General features: G+C 65.8%; 17 protein-coding genes. 5 read left to right on the forward strand and 12 right to left on the reverse strand.

The window, feature by feature from the left end; all coding sequences use genetic code 11:
- Positions 1–816: 816 nt before the first annotated feature.
- Positions 817–2,457: a chaperonin GroEL gene (groL, locus tag FG323_RS08980; RefSeq protein WP_141454180.1), complete on the reverse strand. Its 1,641-nt coding sequence runs from the start codon at positions 2,455–2,457 to the stop codon at positions 817–819.
- Between the two features lie 145 nt (positions 2,458–2,602).
- Positions 2,603–2,893: a co-chaperone GroES gene (groES, locus tag FG323_RS08985; protein ID WP_141454181.1), complete on the reverse strand. Its 291-nt coding sequence runs from the start codon at positions 2,891–2,893 to the stop codon at positions 2,603–2,605.
- Between the two features lie 199 nt (positions 2,894–3,092).
- On the opposite strand from groES, the gene FG323_RS08990 reads away from it, so the two are divergent.
- Genes FG323_RS08990 through FG323_RS09010 form a run of 5 tightly spaced genes read left to right on the forward strand, consistent with a single transcriptional unit; the run spans position 3,093 to position 7,004 of the window.
- Entirely contained in the window at positions 3,093–3,317 is a 225-nt protein-coding gene (locus FG323_RS08990; RefSeq protein ID WP_141454182.1) for an AbrB/MazE/SpoVT family DNA-binding domain-containing protein, read from the forward strand.
- A gap of 2 nt (positions 3,318–3,319) precedes the next feature.
- On the forward strand, positions 3,320–3,718 hold the full coding sequence (locus FG323_RS08995; protein ID WP_141454183.1) for a type II toxin-antitoxin system death-on-curing family toxin: 399 nt from the start codon (positions 3,320–3,322) through the stop codon (positions 3,716–3,718).
- Positions 3,719–3,750: 32 nt separating this feature from the next.
- Positions 3,751–4,083, forward strand: a complete 333-nt coding sequence (gene cutA / locus FG323_RS09000) for a divalent-cation tolerance protein CutA (RefSeq protein WP_141454184.1) — start codon at positions 3,751–3,753, stop codon at positions 4,081–4,083.
- A 3-nt stretch (positions 4,084–4,086) separates the two neighbouring features.
- Positions 4,087–6,411: a protein-disulfide reductase DsbD gene (locus FG323_RS09005; RefSeq protein ID WP_141454185.1), complete on the forward strand. Its 2,325-nt coding sequence runs from the start codon at positions 4,087–4,089 to the stop codon at positions 6,409–6,411.
- Complete coding sequence (locus tag FG323_RS09010; RefSeq protein WP_141454186.1) at positions 6,408–7,004, forward strand: TlpA disulfide reductase family protein; 597 nt, start codon at positions 6,408–6,410, stop codon at positions 7,002–7,004. The genes FG323_RS09005 and FG323_RS09010 overlap by 4 nt, the downstream gene beginning before the upstream one ends.
- A gap of 248 nt (positions 7,005–7,252) precedes the next feature.
- On the opposite strand, the gene FG323_RS09015 is transcribed toward FG323_RS09010, so the two are convergent.
- The 10 genes from FG323_RS09015 to FG323_RS09060 all read right to left on the reverse strand — a co-directional run bounded on the left by FG323_RS09015 (position 7,253) and on the right by FG323_RS09060 (position 17,072).
- On the reverse strand, positions 7,253–8,299 hold the full coding sequence (locus tag FG323_RS09015; RefSeq protein ID WP_141454187.1) for a DUF5694 domain-containing protein: 1,047 nt from the start codon (positions 8,297–8,299) through the stop codon (positions 7,253–7,255).
- 89 nt (positions 8,300–8,388) lie between these two features.
- Entirely contained in the window at positions 8,389–8,856 is a 468-nt protein-coding gene (locus FG323_RS09020) for a transposase (protein ID WP_141454188.1), read from the reverse strand.
- Entirely contained in the window at positions 8,853–10,139 is a 1,287-nt protein-coding gene (locus FG323_RS09025; protein WP_220094141.1) for a hypothetical protein, read from the reverse strand. The genes FG323_RS09020 and FG323_RS09025 overlap by 4 nt, the downstream gene beginning before the upstream one ends.
- Positions 10,140–10,177: 38 nt before the next feature.
- The gene (locus tag FG323_RS09030) at positions 10,178–11,623 is read right to left on the reverse strand and encodes a M20/M25/M40 family metallo-hydrolase (protein ID WP_141454189.1); all 1,446 of its coding nucleotides are present in this window, start codon (positions 11,621–11,623) and stop codon (positions 10,178–10,180) included.
- A 2-nt stretch (positions 11,624–11,625) separates the two neighbouring features.
- Positions 11,626–13,194 carry a S41 family peptidase gene (locus tag FG323_RS09035; RefSeq protein ID WP_141454190.1) on the reverse strand — a complete coding sequence of 523 codons (1,569 nt, stop codon included), beginning with the start codon at positions 13,192–13,194 and terminating at the stop codon, positions 11,626–11,628.
- A 30-nt stretch (positions 13,195–13,224) separates the two neighbouring features.
- Positions 13,225–13,911, reverse strand: a complete 687-nt coding sequence (locus tag FG323_RS09040) for a GntR family transcriptional regulator (protein WP_141454191.1) — start codon at positions 13,909–13,911, stop codon at positions 13,225–13,227.
- Between the two features lie 29 nt (positions 13,912–13,940).
- The gene (locus FG323_RS09045; protein ID WP_141454192.1) at positions 13,941–14,672 is read right to left on the reverse strand and encodes an amino acid ABC transporter ATP-binding protein; all 732 of its coding nucleotides are present in this window, start codon (positions 14,670–14,672) and stop codon (positions 13,941–13,943) included.
- Complete coding sequence (locus FG323_RS09050; RefSeq protein WP_141454193.1) at positions 14,669–15,352, reverse strand: ABC transporter permease subunit; 684 nt, start codon at positions 15,350–15,352, stop codon at positions 14,669–14,671. The genes FG323_RS09045 and FG323_RS09050 overlap by 4 nt, the downstream gene beginning before the upstream one ends.
- Positions 15,349–16,089: an amino acid ABC transporter permease gene (locus FG323_RS09055; protein ID WP_141454194.1), complete on the reverse strand. Its 741-nt coding sequence runs from the start codon at positions 16,087–16,089 to the stop codon at positions 15,349–15,351. The genes FG323_RS09050 and FG323_RS09055 overlap by 4 nt, the downstream gene beginning before the upstream one ends.
- On the reverse strand, positions 16,086–17,072 hold the full coding sequence (locus tag FG323_RS09060) for a transporter substrate-binding domain-containing protein (RefSeq protein WP_181444146.1): 987 nt from the start codon (positions 17,070–17,072) through the stop codon (positions 16,086–16,088). The genes FG323_RS09055 and FG323_RS09060 overlap by 4 nt, the downstream gene beginning before the upstream one ends.
- Positions 17,073–17,179: the final 107 nt, after the last annotated feature.

Here is a 17,179-nt window from a genome sequence, read left to right on the forward strand (position 1 = left end):
GTTCATTGGGTTGCATTGATAACACAGGTTTGCCGCGATGCAAAATGTTTCATTTGCAAGCACCCGCCCTCCACCTTGTGGGAGCGACGTCAGTCGCGAGCCTTCCGTTCATCATTCGGGAAGGGCGCGGGCCCTGAGGGCAAAAGCTCGCGACTGACGTCGCTCCCACAGGATAAGTACAGGGATCCGACCCAAAGAAAAACCCCGCCTTGCGGCGGGGTTTTTCGTCTCGCGGGTTTGCCTGGAGGGCCGGATCAGAAATCCATGCCGCCCATGCTACCGCCCGGCGGCATCGCCGGCTCGTCCTTCTTCGGGGCCTCGGCCACCATCGCTTCGGTCAAGCACCCGCCCTCTCCTTGTGGGAGCGACGTCAGTCGCGAGCCTTCCGTTCATCATTCGGGAAGGGCGCGGGCCTTGAGGGCAAAAGCTCGCGACTGACGTCGCTCCCACAGGATAAGTACAGGGATCCGACCCAAAGAAAAACCCCGCCTTGCGGCGGGGTTTTTCGTCTCGCGGGTTTGCCTGGAAAGCCGGATCAGAAATCCATGCCGCCCATGCCACCGCCCGGCGGCATCGCCGGCTCGTCCTTCTTCGGGGTCTCGGCCACCATCGCTTCGGTCAAGCACCCGCCCTCTCCTTGTGGGAGCGACGTCAGTCGCGAGCCTTCCGTTCATCATTCGGGAAGGGCGCGGGCCTTGAGGGCAAAAGCTCGCGACTGACGTCGCTCCCACAGGATAAGTACAGGGATCCGACCCAAAGAAAAACCCCGCCTTGCGGCGGGGTTTTTCGTCTCGCGGGTTTGCCTGGAGGGCCGGATCAGAAATCCATGCCGCCCATGCCGCCCATGCCACCGCCCGGCGGCATCGCCGGCTCGTCCTTCTTCGGGGCCTCGGCCACCATCGCTTCGGTGGTGATCATCAGGCCCGCGATGGACGCGGCGTTCTGCAGCGCGGTGCGGGTGACCTTGGTCGGATCCAGGATGCCGAACTCGACCATGTCGCCGAACTCGCCGTTGGCGGCGTTGTAGCCGAAGTTGCCCGAACCGTCCTTGACCTTGTTGACGATCACGGAGGGCTCTTCGCCGGCGTTGGTGACGATTTCGCGCAGCGGGGCTTCCATCGCGCGCAGGGCGATCTGGATGCCGTGGGTCTGGTCTTCGTTGATGCCCTTCAGGCCTTCGATGGCGGCCTTGGCACGGATCAGGGCGACGCCGCCGCCCGGGACCACGCCTTCCTCGACGGCCGCGCGGGTGGCGTGCAGGGCGTCTTCAACGCGCGCCTTCTTTTCCTTCATCTCGACTTCGGTGGCGGCGCCGACCTTGATGACGGCCACGCCGCCGGCCAGCTTGGCCACGCGCTCCTGCAGCTTCTCGCGATCGTAGTCCGAAGAGGTCTCTTCGATCTGCGCCTTGATCTGCTTGATGCGCGCTTCGATGGCGGCGGTGTCGCCGGCGCCGTCGATGATGGTGCTGTTTTCCTTCGAGACCTGCACCTTCTTGGCGCGGCCCAGATCCTTGATGGTGGCCTTCTCCAGCGACAGGCCCACTTCCTCGGAGATCACGGTGCCGCCGGTCAGCACGGCCATGTCTTCCAGCATCGCCTTGCGACGGTCGCCGAAGCCCGGGGCCTTCACGGCCACGACCTTGACGATGCCGCGGATGGTGTTGACCACCAGGGTCGCCAGCGCTTCGCCTTCCACTTCCTCGGCGACGATCAGCAGCGGCTTGCCGGCCTTGGCCACGCCTTCCAGCACGGGCAGCAGGTCACGCACGTTGGAGATCTTCTTGTCGTGCAGCAGGATGAACGGGTCATCCAGGTCGGCGGTCATCGACTGCTGGTTGTTGACGAAGTACGGCGACAGGTAGCCGCGGTCGAACTGCATGCCTTCGACGACGTCCAGCTCGTTGTCCAGGCCCGAGCCTTCCTCGACGGTGATCACGCCTTCCTTGCCGACCTTCTTCATCGCGTCGGCGATGATGTTGCCGATCGACTCGTCGGAGTTGGCGGAGATGGTGCCGACCTGGGCGATGGCCTTGTCGTCGGCGGTGGGCTTGCTGATCTTCTTCAGCTCGGCCACGGCGGCGATCACGGCCTTGTCGATGCCGCGCTTCAGATCCATCGGGTTCATGCCGGCGGCGACCGCCTTGGAACCTTCGCGGATCAGCGCCTGCGCCAGCACGGTGGCGGTGGTGGTGCCGTCACCGGCGTTGTCGGAGGTCTTGGAAGCGACTTCCTTGACCATCTGCGCGCCCATGTTCTCGAACTTGTCGGCCAGTTCGATTTCCTTGGCGACGGAAACGCCGTCCTTGGTGATGGTCGGGGCGCCGAAGCTCTTCTCGAGCACGACGTTGCGGCCCTTCGGGCCGAGGGTGGCCTTGACGGCGTTGGCGAGCACGTTGACGCCGCGCACCATGCGCGAACGAGCGTCTTCACCGAAACGGATGTCCTTTGCAGCCATGGGTATTAACTCCGGGAATGGGGAATGGGGAATCGGGAATCGTCAAAAGCAGGAGCGGGGAACCGGTGGGGATGAGATCGAGCGCCTGGCATTCGCCGGCACTTTCGATTCCCTATTCCCCATTCCCGATTCCCGCGTTCTGGGCTCAGCCCAGAACGGCGAAGATGTCGTCTTCCTTCACGACCAGGTAGTCGGTGCCGTCCAGCTTCACTTCGGTGCCGCTGTACTTGCCGAACAGGACCTTGTCGCCGACCTTCACCTTCGGGGCGCGCACGTTGCCGTTGTCCAGGACCTTGCCTTCGCCGACGGCGACGACTTCACCCTTGATCGGCTTCTCGGTGGCCGAGTCCGGAATCACGATGCCGCCGGCGGACAGCTTCTCTTCTTCCATACGCTTGATGACCACGCGGTCGTACAGCGGCTTGATATTGCTCATTTCAATCCTCTTTAAGTGATTGATTGGACAGGGAAAGGGGCGGCGATGTTAGCACTCGGAATGTGAGAGTGCCAGCAACGCGGGCAAACAAACCCCGGCGAACCGGGGATTGCACGGAAATGGGGCCCGGGCCGGGCCTTTCAAGGGGCCGGGGATCGAATGTTTGATCTTCGACCGTATTACGTCTGTAATTACGTCCATGAAAACGCTCAAGCTCAACCGCATCGGCAATTCCGTCGGCCTGGTCCTGCCCCGGGACGTGCTGTCGCGGCTGAAAGTGGCCGAAGGCGACACCCTCTATCTGACCGAGGCGCCGGACGGTTACCGGCTGACTCCGTTCGATCCCGAGTTCGCGCGGCAGATGGATGCGGCCGAGCAGATCATGCGCGAGAACCGCGACGTCCTGCGCAAGCTGGCCGAGTAGCCATGCGCGAACCGGTCTGGTTGCTGGCGTCGGTGATGGAAGCCGCCCACCTGCAGCAGTTGGCCGAGCACGGCGGCCCGTCCGGCGTCCGCGACCCGCACCTGCTGCGCAGCGCGCTGGCGCGTCCGCAGCAGGTATTCGCCTACGGCGACGGGGTGGATCTGGCAACGCTGGCGGCGGCCTACGCCCACGGCATCGCGCGCAACCACCCCTTTGTCGACGGCAACAAGCGCACGGCGCTGATCGCCCTGCTGCTGTTCCTGCGGCTCAACGGCCAGGACCTCGTCGCTCCGCCGATGGATCGCTACCTGATGACGATGGCGCTGGCGGCCGGCGATTTGAACGAGACCCAACTGGCCGACTGGATCCGGTCCCGACTCCAACCTTTTCCGGCGCCCTGAACCGGCGCCCACGCTGCGATAATCGCCTGCCTATGTCCGTCCTGATCGCCTTCTGCACCTGCCCCGATGCCGACAGCGCCCGTCGCCTGGCCGGGACGCTGGTGGAAGAGCGGCTGGCGGCCTGCGTGAACCTCCTGCCCGGGATGACCTCGGTCTACCGCTGGCGGGATGCGGTGGAGACCACCGACGAGGTCCAGCTGATCATCAAGACCACCGCCGTGCGCCTGCCGGCGCTGGCGGCCCGGCTGGCCGAGCTGCATCCCTACGAACTCCCCGAGTTGCTGGCGGTCCAAGCCGCCGCCGGCCTGCCCGCCTACCTGGCCTGGGTGACGGCGGAGACGAGCGAGCCCCGAGAGGAATCCTGACCGATGACGTGGTTGTCCCGCCTGCTGGCCCTGGGCCTGCTGTCCTTCGCCTGCGCCGCGCAGGCCCAGATCCGTCCGCAGGACCTGCCGCCGGTCGACGAAGTGTTCGTCCCCAGCGTGACCGCGCCCAGCCGCGACCGCATCGAGGTGCACTGGAAAATCGCCGACGGCTACTACCTGTACCGGCATCGCACCGGCGTCGAGGTGAGCGCCGGCGGCTTCACCGCCAAACCGCTGCAACTGCCCAAGGGCAAGGCCTACCGCGACGAGTTCTTCGGCGACGTGGAAACCTATCGCGGTAGCCTGACCGCGGTCCTGCCCGGCCAGGCCGGCGCGGACGCCGATACGGTCACCCTCAAGATCAAGTACCAGGGCTGCGCCGACGCCGGCATCTGCTATCCGCCGCAGGTCCGCAACCTCACCGTGAACCTGCCCGGCGGCGCGCCCGCGGCGGCGGCGAACGACGCCGGCGGCTTCGTGCCGCTGGGTTCGCTGACCGGGGGCGGATCGTCGCTGCTGGGCGGCGGCAAGGGCGCGGTCGATGCCGCGCCGCTGCCGCAGGATCGCGCCTTCGCGGTCGAAGCCATCGCCTTCGACGGCAACCAGTTGCTGCTGCGCTTCACCCCGGCGCGCGGCTACTACGTCTATCGCGACCGCACCTCGATGGCGCTGGAAGGCGCGTCCGGCATCGGCCTGCAGAAGCCGCGTTGGCCCAAGGGTCAGGCCTACCACGACGAGCACTTCGGCGACGTCATCGTCTACTTCGATCAGGCCGAAGTGCCGGTGCCGCTGAAGCGCGACCATGCCAACGCCGCCAAGGCCACCCTGCGGGTGACCTTCCAGGGTTGCCAGACCGGCGGCATCTGCTATCCGCCGATGACCCGCCGGATCGCGCTGTCGATTCCGGCGGGCAAGGTGACCCCGCCGGCCGAAGCCGCTGCCTCCGAAGTGCCGGCAGCGCTGCCCGCGGCCGACGGCGCGAAGGTTGCGGATACCTCCGGCGCGGATGCATCCACCACCGAAACGCCTGCCGCGTACGACACCGCCGCTTCCAACGGCACGTCCACCACCGACGTGCCGCGCACGCTGCCGCCGGAAGACGCGCTGCGCCGCGCCTCGCGCACTCCGACCAGCCTGTGGCTGGCGCTGCTGCTGGCGCTGGGTGGCGGCTTGATCCTCAACCTGATGCCCTGTGTGCTGCCGGTGCTGTCGCTGAAGGCGCTGTCGCTGGCCGGCGGTGATCGGCCGAAGGCGCGTGCACTCTGGTACACCGCCGGCGTGCTGCTGAGTTTCCTGGCGGTGGGCGGCGCGGCCATCGCGCTGCGCGCGGCCGGGCAGGCGCTGGGCTGGGGCTTCCAGTTGCAGCAGCCGCTGGTGATCGGCGTGCTGGTGTACGTGGTGTTCGCGGTCGGCCTGAGCCTATCGGGCGTGTTCGCCGTGGGTTACGGCCTGGCCGGCGCCGGCGATGGGCTGGCCCGCAAGCATGGCCCGGCTGGCGACTTCTTCACCGGCGTGCTGGCGGTGGTGGTGGCCAGTCCGTGCACCGCCCCGTTCATGGGCGCGGCATTGGCGTTCGCATTCGCCGCACCGGTGCCACTGGCACTGCTGGTGTTCCTGATGCTGGGCGTGGGCCTGGCGCTGCCGTTCCTGTTGATCGGTTTCGTGCCCGCGCTGGCCAACCGCCTGCCGCGCCCGGGCGCGTGGATGGAAACGCTGAAGAAGGCACTGGCCTTCCCGATGTACCTGACCGCGGTGTGGCTGCTGTGGGTGCTGGGCCGCCAGCGCGGCATCGACGCGGTCGCGCTGGTGCTGGTCGGGCTGGTCCTGCTGGCGGTGGCGGCGTGGTGGCTGCAACGCCTGCGCTGGCGCGCCGCGCCGGTACAGCGCGTGCTGGCGGTACTGGTGCTGGCCTCCGCCCTCGTGCCGCTGGTGATGGCGCATCGGCTGCCGCCACCGGAACGCGCCGCGCCCGCCGAGACGCAGGATAGCGTGGCCTTTTCGCCGGAGCGGCTGGCCGCATTGCGCGCCGAGGGCAAGGTGGTGTTCGTCGACATCACCGCCGACTGGTGCGTGACCTGCAAGGCCAACGAAAAGACCGTGCTGGATCGCGAACCCTTCCGCAAGGCGCTGGCCGATGCCAACGGCGTGCTGATGCGCGGCGACTGGACCAATGTCGATGCCACCATCACCGCCTACCTGGAACAGCATGGTGCGGTCGGCGTGCCGCTGTACGTGGTGTATCCGCGCAACGGCGGCGAAGGTGAAGTGCTGCCGACCGTGCTGACCCAGTCCATGATCGAGGACGCGCTGGCGAGGGCCGCGCGATGAAGCTCACGACCACGCGCGTGTTGTGGGTGGCGGTGGCCGCCGGCGCGCTCGGCCTGCTGGCCAGCCACGCCTTCGACAGCGGCTGGCTGTGGCGCACCGAACCGGGACAGCAGGCGCTGCAGACCGTCGTCAACGCGACCGCGCCCACGCCGCCGCCCGGCGTGACCCCCGCCAAGGTGGGCGATCCGATGCCGAAGATCACCCTGCCCGGCCCCGACGGAAAGACCGTGGACCTCGCGAGCTATCGCGGCCGTCCGCTGCTGATCAACGTATGGGCCAGTTGGTGCGGCCCGTGCATCAAGGAAATGCCGGAACTGGATCGCTTCGCCCGCGAACAGGGCGCCGACGGCGTGCAGGTGATCGGCCTGGCGCTGGACACCGTGGAAGGCGTGAACGACTTCCTCGCCAAGGTGCCGGTGCAGTACCCGATCCTGCTGGACACGCCCGGCCCGGCCGACAGCAGCGTCTGGCTGGGCAACGCCAAGGGCGTGCTGCCCTACACCGTGCTGGTGGGCGCGGATGGGCGCATCCTCAAACAGAAGATCGGGCCCTTCGTGGAAGGCGAGATCACCGGCTGGGCGAGCAAGCGTTGAGCTCTGCCTCCCTCTTTTTAAAAGGGGGATTGAGGGGGATTTGCTTTTTCTTTCCAGCACCGCGCAAATCCCCCGTCACCCGCTAGCGCGGGTGCCCGCCCCCTTTTTCGCTTTCAACAGCCGAATGGCTGGTCAAGGGGGCTATCAGGTCGCGCGAGCTTTTGCCTCCCCCTTTGCAAAAGGGAGATTGAGGGGGATTTGCTCTTTACTTCCAGCACCACGCAAATCCCCCCCCACCCACTCACCCTCTACTTCAACACCGCCTGCACATCCACGATGCTCACCCCCGGCATCTGCCCCAGCCACTGATCGAACCAGGGTTTGTGCGACGCGCCGACAATGTTGAGCACGCGCTGCCCCGGGCGATCACGCACCGTCTCCAGGATGTTGGCAACCATGCGCAGGTTGCGGATTTCCCAGCCGTTGACCCAGATCAGCGGATAGTGCTGCGGCGACTGCGCACGCAGCGGGCCGCGCAGATTGTTCTCGGCATAGGTCCAGGACACTTCGGGCTGGTTGATGTAGCGATACAGCGGCAGCAGGTCCGGCGCCTTGATCAGCCGATCCTGCTCGGCGATGGCCCGTTCCAGCTTCGTGCGATCGCTCTTCCATGCCGCCATCACCGCTTCGCCGAAAGCCTTGGTGTCCGCGATCTGATGGCTGTCGCCGGTGTGATCGTCAATCGGATGCACACGCTCCAGGCCCAGCGTGGCTGCCAGCCGCGCGCCGATCTGGAAGCTTTCGTTGTTGCGCGTTTCCAGTTCCCGCAACGTCCGCACCAGCGCTTCGTCCAGACCGTCGCCGATGCGGCGCTCGTCCGCCGGCAGCCGCAGCCACTGCACGTAGGCCGACGCGGGATCGCTGGCGGCAAGGAACAGCGCGGCCAGATGCCGGCGCTGCGCGGGCGCCGGATTCGCCGGCCACGCGGCCAGCGCCTTGTTCACCCCGGCCATCGCGGCGGGGATGTCCAACCCCGTGGCCGCCTTGGCCTGGTCCGTGCTCCGGCAATAGTCCTCGCCGTAGACAGTGGGATGGCGCGCGGCCAGATCGCACTGCTCGCCGCCAATCGCCTCGATGGTGATGACCTGCGGCTTGAACGCGGCCAGCTTATCCAGCAGCGGCGCCAGCGCCTCCACCTTGAAATCCTTCTGCTCGCGCAGGTGGACCGACCCCAGCACCAGCATCTGCGTGCGCGGGCCGACCATGTCGTCATCGAGCGTGATCAGGTTCTGGGCATGGGCCAGAAAGGGGGTACCCCAGGCCAGGCAAACCGCCAATATCGTCCCTCTGCGCATCTTGTCCATCCTCGTTTGTGGTTTTCCGTGGGGTCGGATGCACAAAGCGGGCCCGGGGTTGCATTCCGGAGCAGGAGGGCAAGTCGAGCTCAGCCACTTCCCGGCGACGGGGTTCGGCCGGCGGCCTCGCCAGGAGCAAGTATGTCCTGTCTGGCCTTGCGCAGGCGCAAGTAGTTTCCCACCAGGCGCTTCAGGTTTTCCCGGGCGATTCCATCCTCGTCCAGCGCCAGGAGGATCCGTATCCAGGTGCCGTCCTGTGCCCAGCGGGTGAAGCGAACATAGATGGAATGCCGATTGCCGTAGCGTCGGGGTATCCGGTCCCACGCACCCCCCGTTTCCGCAACCCACAGCACCACCTCCACGAATACCCGGGTGCTGTTGTTCCTGTGCACACGACCCAGGCTACGGCGCGACAGGCGCTCGCTGATGCGGGCCCAACTTGCCTCGTCCAGACCCGTCGGTTCCGGCACGCCACTCCCGGCAGGGAAAATGTCCTCATGCCGGTTCATGACAGCGCGCGATCCTCCTTCCTGCACGCCGTCGTGTTCGTCATTCATGGACCGACGATGTGCCCAACATCGACCACATACAACTGGCGCTGATGCTCATGCACGGAATCGATGCAAACCTGCCGCCCGTTGCGGCTCCAGCGCGGATGCAGATCGCAGCGATTGACCTTGCCCAGCGCAGGATCCGTATAGAATCGACCGATGTCGATGCGCTCGCCATTGAACGTATCGAACAGGATGAGCATGCGGTGATCGGTATCATCAGGATAGGTGTCCGAAAGAATCCAGCGGCCATCGGGCGAATAGGTCATATGCCCGTTTTCGGTCAGCACGCCGCGGCCGATGATCTCGACCCAGTCGCTGCGGTCCGTGTACAGGTGATAGTTCGCCCGGGCCAGGTGCGGGCCCCAGACAATCACGTGTTCATCATCGCGCCAGGCCGGATGCGAGAGCTGCCAGATGGACTTCTCGTAGTCAAAGACACCGGCTTCCGGCGCACCCGGGTCCGGAATCGGCACCAGTGGATGATCGCCATCCTCCAGCAAGGTCAAGTCGCTGCCATCGACGTTTGCGGTGAACAGGCGATGCAACCAGCGGGTTTCGTCCTCGAAGCATTCGGTCCAGCGGTGCAGGAACAGAAAACGCCGCGAACCCGGTGCGATCTCCATGTGGGTTACCCAATGGAATGCCTTGTCCATGGATGCCACCGGCCGATGCTCGCGGAGTTGCCGCAGGCTGATGAGCAGTTCGTGCGCGCCGGTCGTCATGTCCATGCGCCAAATGCCATCGTCGTCGGGTGCCAACCGCAGCTGCGCAGGCGCGGTATGGCGGAAATAGCCGATGGTCGGATGCGCCTGCTGGAGGCGATCGTAGCTGATGCACAGGGAAAACTCGCCACTCGATGCGACCACGTACACCGGTAGTGGCAGCTCGCGGCGCTGGCCGCTTTCCAGATCGACTACCGTCGCGCCGAAGTCCGGATAAGGACCGCCCTGATCGAACCGGCGCGTGTTGTAGACCACGCCGTTGCGCATGTTCTCCAGCCACTGCAACTGACTGCCCATCTGGAAGTTCCAGGTAGTGGTTTCACCGACGGCATGGAAGCGGTCGCCATCCTGCAAATCGAAGTAACCGACCTGCGCGGCGAAGTGAGGTCCCAGTTCGGCCTGCATCACGTGCACGCGCTGGGCGAGCATGCGCCGACCGTCCGCGCTCCACACCGGCTTGTTGTAGTAGCCGAAGAAGTGGTGGCGGCCGTCTTCCTGGCCTACTCGCCGAACCGGGCATTCGACGTAGGTGGGATTGGCATTCTGTCGTTTGGGTATGTCCAACAAGGTCTTGCTCCAATAAGGAAGTACGTCTTTCTTGATCAGTGCTCGCCGGCGATGTCCTTCAGCAGGACGTCCCAGAACGTCAGCTCGCGATCAAAGGATTCCATCCACATGCGCTCGTCGATGCCGTGTGCCCGATCATCTTCCGGATGCCGCAGGGCCAGGCTGCCCACCCCGTACGTGGGAATGCCCGCTGCCCGGAAATAGCGTCCGTCGGTACCGCCCGACGACATTTCCGGTGTGAGCGTGGCCCCTGGATAGTTCGCATTCACTGCCCTGCGCACCGCTTCGAACACATCGGCACGGATGGGAGAAGGCGGGCTCGAACCGCGTGCGGCATCCACGCTGACCGAAGCACCGCTGCCACGGACCGCCCGTTCCAGCGCCGCCTGGACCTGCTCGATCGGAACACCGGGAAAAATCCGGCAATGCACGGTGGCCGCCACGTTCTGGGCCAGCGCGTTGCGCGCGTTGCCGCCTTCGATCATCGTCGGCACGCAGGTCGTCCAGAGGATGTTCGCGTCTTCCGGATGCTTCTCCATTACCGCCCGGGCGGCGGCATCGCCGGGATCGCCCAGCAGCGTCCGCAAGGCCGTCGCCACCTCGCCGCCGCGCGCCCGTGCCATGGCCTCGGCCATCGCGCGGTTGACCTCGTTGAACTGCACGGGGAAACGCAGTGCCTGGATGCCCTTCAGTGCATCGGCCATCTCGTACATCGCATTGTCCGGGCGGGGTGCGGAACTGTGTCCTCCGCGATTGCGGGTCTCCACCTTGAAGCTGACCGACGTCTTCTCCGCCGCCTGGAAGAAGAACGCGGCCGGAGCACCGTCGTGCGCCATTTCGCCGGTGCCGCCGTCGGCATTCAATGCGTACTCGGCCGAGCGAATCCATGCATGCGCTGCCAATTGGCGGGTCGTGCGACTGCCGGACTCCTCATCGCCGGACAGTGCCAGCACCAGGTCACGATCCGGCACCCAGCCCGCCTCCCTGAGCCGGATGAAGGTAGTGGCCAGCAACGCCACCGATGCCTTGGTGTCGACGCTGCCGCGTGCGTACAGGTAGCCGTCCTTCTCCACCGGCCGGAACGGATCGGTGGACCAGTTTTCGGCGACCGCGCCCACCACGTCCATGTGCGCCAGCAGCGCGACGGGTTTGCGGGTGTTGCCAGCGGCGCCCCGGTAGCGGACCAGCAGGCCCACCGTGGTCTCTCCCCCCACGTCCAGCGGGAGGGTCTGGATGTCCTCGGCCGGGAAACCCGCCGCCCGCAACCGCCGGATCAGCACCTCGGCGAGTACCGGTACCTGGCCCTGTCCCTTGACGGTCGGGATCCTGAGCAGTTCGCTGTAGATCTCGCGGGCCTGCTGCCGGTCCCTCGCGTCGGGCGCCGGAGTCGCTGCCTTGGCGCCGAAGACCATGAGACAGGTCGATAGCACCAGCCCGCCCACCAACCGGCGGCTCGCCGCCCTGGATTGCAATGCCGGCATGTTCAGTTCCCCCCAGACGTCTTGCGCGCCGCGATGAGGGCTTGCACGCGCATCAGTACGCTGTCACCGGCGCCATACCAGTCGCCGGGAATCGGCTCCATCGGGATGTCCGGTTGGATGCCCACGGTGTCGTAGCGCTCGCCGGTCTTCTGGAACGACGCCATGGTGGACAGGTTCACTTCGAGCTGGCTGTTGGGCAACGGAAACTCCACCCCCTGTCCGCTGCGTCCCATGGTGGCGGTGCCGACCAGGGTGATGCCCGGATAGCCCTTGAACGCCGAGGTGAAGATGTCGCCCGCGCTGCCCAGTCCCCAATCGATCAGCATGTAGACGGGCTTTCCGTAGTACGGCTTGTCCGCCGAGGGTTTGAGCGCCATGAAATACCAGTCGGTGAACCGGTCCTTCGGCGGATTCCAGGCGGGCACGAAACTCCGGGTCAGGCGCTCGTAGGCCGCCCGCTCATCCGCAGGGGCCTTCGGATCGGTGACGTACCAGAACTGCTTGTCCGGATCATCGAAGACCTGCGTCGGATCGGCGTTCTCCGGGCGCTGCCTCAGCTTGACCACATTGAACACGTAGGGAGACGCGTTCGCGGGCATGAAGTAAGGAAACAGCGCGTTGAGTACGGTACGGCGCCCTCCTCCGCCCTGGCGGGCGTCGATGATGAGCGCGTCGGTATCCTTGAACCGTCGCATCCACTCCGGCAACTGCGCGACGAAGCGGTCAGCCAGTTCCCCGCGATGCGCGGGGACACGCAGGTAACCCACGTTGCCTGCGAGCAGGCGGCTGTCGTTGGACAGCCGGAAAGGTTTCGCCGCCATCGCCTTGACCGGCGTGTCGACGGGCAGGCGCCGGAGGGCGCTGTCGCGGCCGTCCTCTGACACCATGTCCAGCACCACTTCGGCGGTCTCCGGCAGGCCCATTTCGCGGCGCAGGTAGTTGGTGTAAGGAAACAACCGGTAGCCGCGCGAGAACCGCGCCGAGACCGAACTGAGCGGCCCCTGCCCGATATCGCCCATGACGCGGACCCATTCCTCGATGGGAACCCCGTCGATGGCGCGCACATAGGGATACCGCGCATCGAGCAGTCCGCCCGGCGACTCGGTGTACAGGAAGTAGCGCGCATCCGCGCGCCCAATCTGCACGGCGATGCCGGTCTGAGGAATCCGCTTCTCCCAGCCCACGACCAGCGCGTGGTCATCGCCGAACAACCGCACGAACTTGTTGATCTGGGTGGACAGGCCATTGACCGAAACCCGTTCCGGAAGGGCTGTCTTGATCCGCGCGAGCGCGCCGCGATAGTCGAAGGTGGAGGCGGTGATGTAGGAGCTGTTCCCGTCGATGGCATCCGCCAGTGCGTCCAGATCCTGGACGGCCTGGGCGCGGCTGATGAACCTGTCCCCGTCGGACCGGCCGAGATCATTCCTGTCCAGATCGTAGGGATGGAAACCGGATCCATGGGGCGCCGCGTCCCGCGCGAAGGAAGGCATGGCGAGCGCCATTGCCAGCAGGCCCGCGGTCAGGACTTTCCGTGCGACGTTTCGCGGGAACAGGGAGGTGCGGTTTCTCATCGGATCCTCTGCATTGGAAAGGTGCGCGGGCTACAACAGCCCGTGCTTGATCAATTCGTCCCGGTAGAACGCGCGCGCATGCACGATGTGCGCGCGCGCGGCATGCGCGGCGGCACTGGTATCGCCCGCACGGATGGCTTCCAGCATCTGGTCGTGCTCGTGGACGATCTCGGTCGATCGTCCCTGCAAACTGAGAATGCACTGGCGATAGCGCTCCATCCGCAGCATCAGCTGCTCCAGCAGGAACGACGCGACATGGTTTCCGGACAGCAGGCGCAGTTCGCCGTGGAAATCGCGGCCCGTCGCCAGCACCACGCCGGTATCGCCCAGTGCGGCCAGCGCGCCCATCTGGCGGTTGATGCGTTCCAGGCTGCCGATGTCGATCTCGCGCGCGATATGGCGCTCGGTCACCTGCACGGTGATCAGCGCTTCCAGTTCCTCGCGGGTGCGCGAGAGCTGGACCATGTCGGCCACCGACAGCGGCGGTATCTCGATGGAGCGGCTGCGCTGGCGCCGGATCAGGCCGATACCGTTCAACTGGTTGAGCACTTCGCGCAGCGGTGTCCGGCTCACTCCGAACACCAGGGATAGTTCGGCCTCGGTGACCCACACCCCCTGCATCCTTTCCGGGTGCGAGATCCAGTTGGTCAGGCGGGTCAGCAGCGGAACGTCGTGGTTTTGCCACTCGGGGGTGTCGGATGGTGAGAAGGTCGTCATGTCGGCTCCGGGGCGGGTCTAGTACACAATTATGCAATTATGCTCGCCAGAAACCGCCGTGCCCGCTCCGACCGCTGGGCGACATCGCCAAAGAACGCCTCGCTGGCGCAGTCTTCGACGATCCGGCCCTGGTCCATGAAAATCACCCGATCCGCGACCTTCCGGGCGAACCCCATCTCGTGGGTGACGCACACCATGGTCATGCCCTCGCGGGCCAGCCCGGTCATCACCTCCAGCACCTCGTTGACCATTTCCGGATCCAGCGCCGAGGTCGGTTCGTCGAACAGCATGCAGGCCGGGTCCATGCACAGCGCCCGTGCAATCGCCACCCGCTGCTGCTGTCCGCCGGACAGCTGCGCCGGGTACTTGTCGGCGAAGTTCTCCAGGCCCACCCGCCGCAGGTAGCCCAACGCCTTCTGCCGCGCCTGGGCGGGATCGCGCTTGAGTACCTTGAGCTGTGCGAACTCCAGGTTGCGCAGCACGTCCATGTGGGGGAACAGCTCGAAGTGCTGGAACACCATGCCGACGCCGGCGCGGATGGACGGCAGTTTCGACGCCGGTGCGGGAATGACCTGATCGCCAATGACGATGCGCCCCTGCTGGAAGGGTTCAAGCGCGTTGACGCACTTGATGAGCGTGGACTTTCCGCTGCCCGACGGGCCGCATACCACCACCACTTCGCCCTTGCCGACCTGGGTGCTGCAGTCGTGCAGCACCTGGGTCTGCCCATACCACTTGGACACGTTCTCGATCCTGATCATGCCGCCGCCCGCTTCTTTTCCGTGTAGATGTCCACGCACTTGGATGCCGCGAAACACAGCACGAAGTACACCGCGCCCGCGAATAGATAGAGTTCGATCAGACGGCTGTCGCGCTGTCCGATTTTGGTGGCCGCGCCGAGGAAATCACTGACGCTGATCACGTAGACCAGCGAGGTGTCCTGGAAAATGATGATCGCCTTGGTCAGGATCAGCGGTGTCATCACCTTCAGGGCCTGCGGCAGCACGATGTGGCGCATGGCCTGTCCCCGGGTCATGCCCAGCGCCAGCGCGGCGCTGGTCTGGCCAGGACGGATGCTCAGGATGCCGGCGCGGATCACTTCGCAGAAGTAGGCCGCCTCGAACGCGACGAAGGCGATGAAGGCCGAATACATCGGGCCGATCGGGGTGAAGGTTCCTCGGATCGCCTCGATCAACAGCGGCACCAGCAGATAGAACCAGAAGATCGCCAGCACCAGCGGAATCGACCGGAACACCGACACATACAACGTCGCCACGCCGGATACCCAACGATGGGGTGACAGCCGCATCAGCGCCAGCCCGATGCCGAGCACCAGGCCGCCGAGCAGCGAGGCGGCCAGCAGGCCCAGCGACAGCAGCATGCCCCGGGCCAGGAACGGCATGGCCTCCCCGATCACGCTCCAGTCCAGCGCGTCGTTCATCGGTGGGCCTCCGCTCCGGGCAGCCGCAACCGCCGTTCCAGCCGCGCCATCAGCCAGGCGACCAGCTGCGCGATCAGGAAGTACAGCGCGGTGGCGACAATGAACGCCTCGAAGATATGTCCGGTGAACTCGCCGATCTGCCGGCTCTGCGCGGTCAGTTCCAGCAGGCCGATGGTCAGCGCCACCGCCGAGTTCTTGAAGACATTGAGGAACTCGGAAGTCAGCGGCGGCACGATCACCCGGAATGCCATCGGCAGGATGACGTGGCGATAGACCTGCGACCGCCGCATGCCCAGCGCGAAGCCGGCATTGAACTGTCCTGGCGGCTGCGCCTGGATGCCGGCGCGCACCTGCTCGCACACGCGCGCGGCGGTGAACAGGCCCAGGCACCATATCGCGGTGGCGGTCTGTACCAGCACCGGATGCGCGGCGTTGAGATCGTCCTGCAAGGCTTGTGGCAGCAGCAGCACCGGCGCGATGTAGTACCAGAAAAACAACTGCACCAGCAGCGGGATGTTGCGGAACAGCTCCACGTAGGTGGCCGCCACCGCACGCACCGCGCGCCATGGCAAGGTCCGCGCCACGCCGAGCAACACGCCCAGGACCAGTGCCAGCACCCACGCTGCCAGTGCGATGCCGATGGTCAACGCCAGTCCCGACAGGATCCAGTCGGCGTAGCGTCCTGCCCCGGTGAAGGTGCGCGCGAAGAAGATCGCCCAGTTCCAGTCGTAGTTCATTGCAGCGGCCGGTCGTTGGGGTGGGCATACAGCTCGGCCAGGTCCGCGCCGAAGGGAACCTGGAGATTCACCTGCCGCGGCGGAATCGGGGACTGGAACCAGGTCGCATACAGCGCGCGCATGCGGCCATCGCGCATCATCGCCTGGATGGTGCGATCGGCCACGGCCTTGAACGCCGGATCACCCTTGCGCAGGGCACAGGCATAGACCTCCCGGGTCAGCGGAGTGCCGACCACGTGCCATTCGTCGGGCTGCTTGGCCTTGGACATTTCGCCGAACAGGATGGCGTCGTCGCTCATGAACGCCACCGCTTTTCCGAACTCCAGCGCCACGAACGCATCGCCGTGATCCCGTGCGGCGATGATGCGGATACCCAGATGATGACGGGCGTCGTGTTGGCGCAGCGCGATTTCCGACGTGGTGCCGGCGGAGACCACCACGTTGCGCCCCCGCAGATCGTCGAAGTCCCGGATGCCGCTGTCCCGGCGCACCAGCAGGCGGGTGCCGGCGATGAAGTAGTTGGTGGTGAAGGCCACCGACCGGGCACGCGCCAAGTTGTTGGTGGTGGTGCCGCATTCCAGATCGATGGTGTTGTTGATCAGCAGCGGGATCCGCGTCTGCGAAGTCACCGCCACCAGCTTCACCTTGACCGCCGGCACACCGGCTTCACGCCCGGCCTCCCGTGCGATTGCCATCGCGATCTCGTGTGCGTAGCCGGCCACGTGCTGCTGGTTGTCGAAATACGAGAACGGGATGCTGTTCTCGCGGTGTCCGAGCGTGATCTCGCCGGTGCGCCTGATTTTTTCCAGCGTCGTCGCCGGAGCGTCGGCCTGGCCGTGGTCGTCCCGGGGATAGAGCGCCAGCAATGCGGCGGCGGCCGCTACCACCGCCAGGACGACCAGTGTCGTGGTCCGGCTCCAGCCACCCGTTGGCGTCCGCGCAGGCGACGGTTCGTGTCGGACATTTCCGCCTGAATCCCTCATGAGACTCCTACCCTTTCTCCCGTGCCGGGACATTCCAATCTATCCGACGCCAAGGCGCCGGGGACGATTCCCGGCACCTTGGCGAACAGGATCCGCGGCGCCGGACC

The sequence above is a fragment of the Pseudoxanthomonas sp. z9 genome, assembly GCF_006542425.1.
Lineage (GTDB): Bacteria > Pseudomonadota > Gammaproteobacteria > Xanthomonadales > Xanthomonadaceae > Pseudoxanthomonas_A.